The sequence below is a fragment of the Kineococcus vitellinus genome, assembly GCF_009906315.1.
GTDB classification, from domain to species: domain Bacteria; phylum Actinomycetota; class Actinomycetes; order Actinomycetales; family Kineococcaceae; genus Kineococcus; species Kineococcus vitellinus.
Genome location: NZ_JAAALL010000347.1, coordinates 1 through 4,170, shown reverse-complemented (window position 1 = coordinate 4,170; position 4,170 = coordinate 1). Strand labels below are relative to the sequence as shown.

General features: G+C 80.9%; 2 protein-coding genes. Both read right to left on the bottom strand.

Features of this window, described 5'->3' with window-relative positions:
* Positions 1-2,491 (bottom strand): UvrD-helicase domain-containing protein (locus GTQ99_RS20540; protein WP_166617561.1); only part of this gene is annotated, 2,491 nt, incomplete at its 3' end.
* Positions 2,488-4,170, bottom strand: a 1,683-nt coding sequence (locus tag GTQ99_RS20535) for a PD-(D/E)XK nuclease family protein (protein WP_166617560.1), incomplete at its 5' end; no start/stop codon positions are given. The genes GTQ99_RS20540 and GTQ99_RS20535, both read right to left, overlap by 4 nt.

Below are 4,170 nucleotides of genomic sequence, written 5' to 3'. Positions count from 1 at the left end.
CCCAACCCCCGCACGGCGGCGGGGCGGGCGCCGGCGGCAGGGCCACCAGGCCGGGCACCGCTCCCGCCGGTGCCCGCAGCAGCTCGCCCAGGAAGCGCGAGGGCTCGCGCGGCGTGCCGCCCTCGTCCCACCAGGCGCCGGAGAGCAGCAGCTCCTGGCGGGCGCGGGTGAAGGCCACGTACGCCAGCCGCCGCTCCTCGGCCAGCTCGTGCTCGCCGCAGGCGGCCTGGAACCGCTCGCGGGCGGTGTCCAGCTCCTTCTGCGTGCCGGCGCCCTCGACGTCGAAGCGGGGCAGGTGCTCGCGGTCCCCGCGCAGCGGGTACGGCAGCACCCCCGCCGCACCGGTGCCGCCGAGCCAGCCGGGCGCGCTCGCGCCGGCCGCCGGGAAGGTGCCCTCCACCAGGCCGGGCACGGCGACGACGTCCCACTCCAGGCCCTTGGCGGCGTGCACGGTCAGCAGCTGGACGGCGTCGGGGGCCACGTCCGCGGCCGCCGGCTCCAGCCCGCGCTCGCGCTCCTCGGCCGCCTCCAGCCACGCCAGGAACCCCCCGAGGCCCGGGCGCCGGGCGCTGGCCGCGAACGAGGCCGCGGCGTCGGCCAGCGCGTCCAGGTCGGCGCGCGCGGCGGCCGGGGAGGCGCCCGGGCGGGCGGCCACCTCCACGTCCAGCAGCAGCGCGCGCTCCACCTCGCCGACGAGGTCGGCCACCGGCAGGTGGGTGCGGGTGCGCAGCCGCCGCAGCACGGCGGCCAGCCGCTCCAGCCGGGCGCGGGCGGGCTCCGACAGCTCCCGCCCCGCGGGCCCGTCCGCGCCGGTCCACGACGGCGGCAGCTCGTCGAGCGCCTCGACCAGGCCGGCGGGCTCGCCTCCGCCCGCGCGGGCGCCGTCCCCCTCGCCGTCCCCGCGCGGGCGCTCGCGCCGCGACCGGCGGGCCAGGTCGCCCAGCGCGGCCAGGTCGCGCGCGCCCAGCCGCCAGCGGGCGCCGGTCAGCAGCCGGGCCAGCTGGTCGCCGCGCTCGGGGTCGTGCAGCACGTGCAGGGTCGCCACGACGTCGCGCACCTCGGGGGTCGACAGCAGGCCCCCCAGGCCCACCACGCGCACCGGCAGCCCCGCCTCGTGCAGCGCCCGCTGCAGGACGGCGAAGCGGCTGCGCCGGCGGCACAGCACGGCCATCGTGCGGCGCGGTCGCGGATCGGCGCCCGGCACCCGGGCCTGCGCCGCCAGCCGCTCGGAGTCGGCGCGCCAGACCTCCGCCAGCCGGGCGGCCACCTGCGCGGCCTCCTCCTCCACCGTCGCCGCGAACGCCGTGCGCACCCGGCCGGTGCCCGCGTCCGGGCGCGCGCGCAGCGCCGCGAGCCCACCCGCGTCCGGGCCCGCGCCCAGCGGCGCGGCGACCAGGTTCGCGGCCGCCAGCACGGCCGCGTCGTTGCGCCAGCTCGTGGCCAGCGGCAGCCGGCGCGCCGGGGTGCCGTCGGCGCGCGGGAAGTGCGCGGGGAAGTCCAGCAGGTTGCCGGCGCTCGCACCGCGCCAGCCGTAGATCGACTGGTGCGGGTCGCCGACGGCGGTGACGGGGTGCCCGTCGCCGAAGAGCGCCCGCAGCATGCTCAGCTGGGCGTGGCTGGTGTCCTGGTACTCGTCGAGCAGGACGACGCGGTGGCGGGCGCGCTCGCCGGCCGCGACCACGTCGACCTCGCGCGCCAGCCGCGCCGCCAGCAGCACCTGGTCGCCGAAGTCCAGCTGCTCGGCCTCCCGCTTGCGCCGCGCGTACTCCGCCAGCAGCGGCACGAGGGCCCGGCGGGTGCGCTGCACGGCGAGCAGGTCGCGCACCCGCGCGTACGGCTCGCCCGGCACGTGCGCGCCGTGGCGGGCCACGCTCGCGGCGTCCTTGGGCAGCGCCCGCACCCTCGCGTCGAGGTCGTCGACGAAGCGCACCAGCCGCGCCGGGTCCACCAGGTGCTCGGCGCACTCGCCCGCCAGCTGCAGCAGCGCGGTGGCCAGGGTGCCCGGGGAGGCCTGCACGTCCGGCAGGTCCTCGCGCCAGGTCTCCACGACCTCGGAGGCCAGCTGCCAGGCCCCGGCGTCCGAGAGCACCCGCGAGCGCGGCTCCACGCCCAGGCGCAGCCCGTGGTCGGCGACCAGCGAGGCCGCGTAGGCGTGGTAGGTGGAGACCACGGGCTCCCCCGCCGGCGGGCCCGCCGCTGCGCCCACGCCCAGGGCGCGCAGCGCCCGCAGCCGGCGCCGCACCCGCTCGGCCAGCTCACCGGCCGCCTTGCGGGTGAACGTCAGGCCCAGCACGTCCTCGGGGGCCACGAGGTCGTTGGCCACCAGCCAGACCACCCGCGAGGCCGTCGTCTCGGTCTTGCCCGACCCGGCGCCGGCGACCACGAGCAGCGGCTCCACGGGCGCCTCCACGACGGCGACCTGCTCGGGGGTGGGTGCGGGCCGCCCCAGCCGCGCGGCGATCTCGGCCGCGCCCCAGCGCGGGGCGCTCACCGGGCACCGCCCGCCGCGACGCTGCGGCCGGCCTCGTGGGCCGGGCAGCTGCTGAGCACCGGGCAGGTGCCGCACTGGGGGCCGACGACGGCCTCGAAGCGGCCGGCGGCCATCCCGGCGGCCACCCGCTGCAGCAGCTGCGCGGCCCAGCGCGGGTCCTCGTCCTCCGCCAGCGGGCGCTGCTGCTGCTGCGGCGCCGCGCGCTGGGTCCCGCCGAGCTGCACCAGCAGGGCCCCGCCGCCCTCGGCGGCCGCGCCGAAGGCTCCCGCGGCGACGGCCAGCTGGTAGACGCCCAGCTGCGGGTGGCGCTGCACCTCGGCCCTCGTGGGCTGGGTGCGGCCGGTCTTGAGGTCGACGACGAGGGGACGGCCGTCGGCGTCGGCCTCGAGGCGGTCGACGCGCCCGCGCACGCGCACCCCGTCGACGAGCACCTCGAAGGGGGCCTCGACGGCGAGGAGGCGGCGGCCGCGGGCGAGGGCGTCGCGGTGGTAGTCGGCGAGCTTGTCGAGCATGCGCCCGGCGCGCTCGCGCGCGGCCGCGGACACCCAGCCCGGCGCCAGCCCCAGCGACGGCCACAGCTCCTCCAGCCGGCGGCGCAGCTCGACGGCCTCCGCCGCCGGCGCCTGCGCGGCCACGCGGTGCACCAGGGCGCCGATCGAGAGGCCGGGCGGGCGCGCCGGGCGGGCGCCGGAGGACTCCAGGAACCAGCGCAGCCCGCAGCGCTCGAAGGTCTCCACCTCCGAGGGCGAGACGACCACCTCCCCCTGCGCGCGCACCGGCCCGGCGTCGGAGACCGGCTGCAGGCCGTACCAGTCGGCGGGGTCGGCGCCGGGGACCCCGGCGGCGGCCAGCTCGGCCAGCCGCACCGCGGCCGCCGCCCGCCGCCGCGGGTCCTCGGCCGCGGCCGGTGCGCACGCGACCTGGCGCAGCCGGGCCACCAGCGCCGGCAGGGACACCGGGCGCGCACCCGCCGTCGGCGCGTCCCCGTCGCCGCTGCGGGCGCCGGGGACCGCGGCGACGAGGTCGACGAAGGAGGACGGCTGCTCCTCGCCGTCCCGCACGGCGGTCACGACGAGCTCCTCGCGGGCCCGCGAGACGGCCACGTGGAACAGGCGCAGCTCGTCCTCCAGGACCACCCGGCGGGCTCCCGGCCCGTCGGGGTCGCGGCCCGCCAGCACGTCGACGAGGGCCTGGACGCCGAGCACCGGCCCGCGCAGGCGCAGGTCCGGCCAGACGCCCTCCTGCACGCCCGCGACGACCACGACGTCCCACTCGCGCCCCGCCGCGCCCTGCGGCGTGGTGAGGACGACGGCGGCGTCGTCCGGGGCGCGGTCGGCGAGGGTGTCCTCCGGCACCTCCGCACGGGCCTGCCGGTGCAGGAAGCGCCGCGCGCCGTCGCCGCCGGGGAAGAGCCGGCCGAAGCGGGCGGCGGCGTCGAGCAGCGCCGTCACGGCGTCCAGGTCGCGGTCGGCGCGCGCGGGGTCGGGGACGGCGCGCTCCGCCGCTGGACCTGGTGCCGGTGCCGGTGCCGGTGCCAGCGCCGCCTCCCGCCAGCGCTCCGCGAGCCCACCGGCCTGCCACAGCGCCCACAGCACCGTCTCGGCGTCCGCGCCGGCGGCGGTGGCGGCCGCCCGCCCGGCCCGCAGGACGGCGGCGACGCGGCGGGCGGGCTCCAGGGC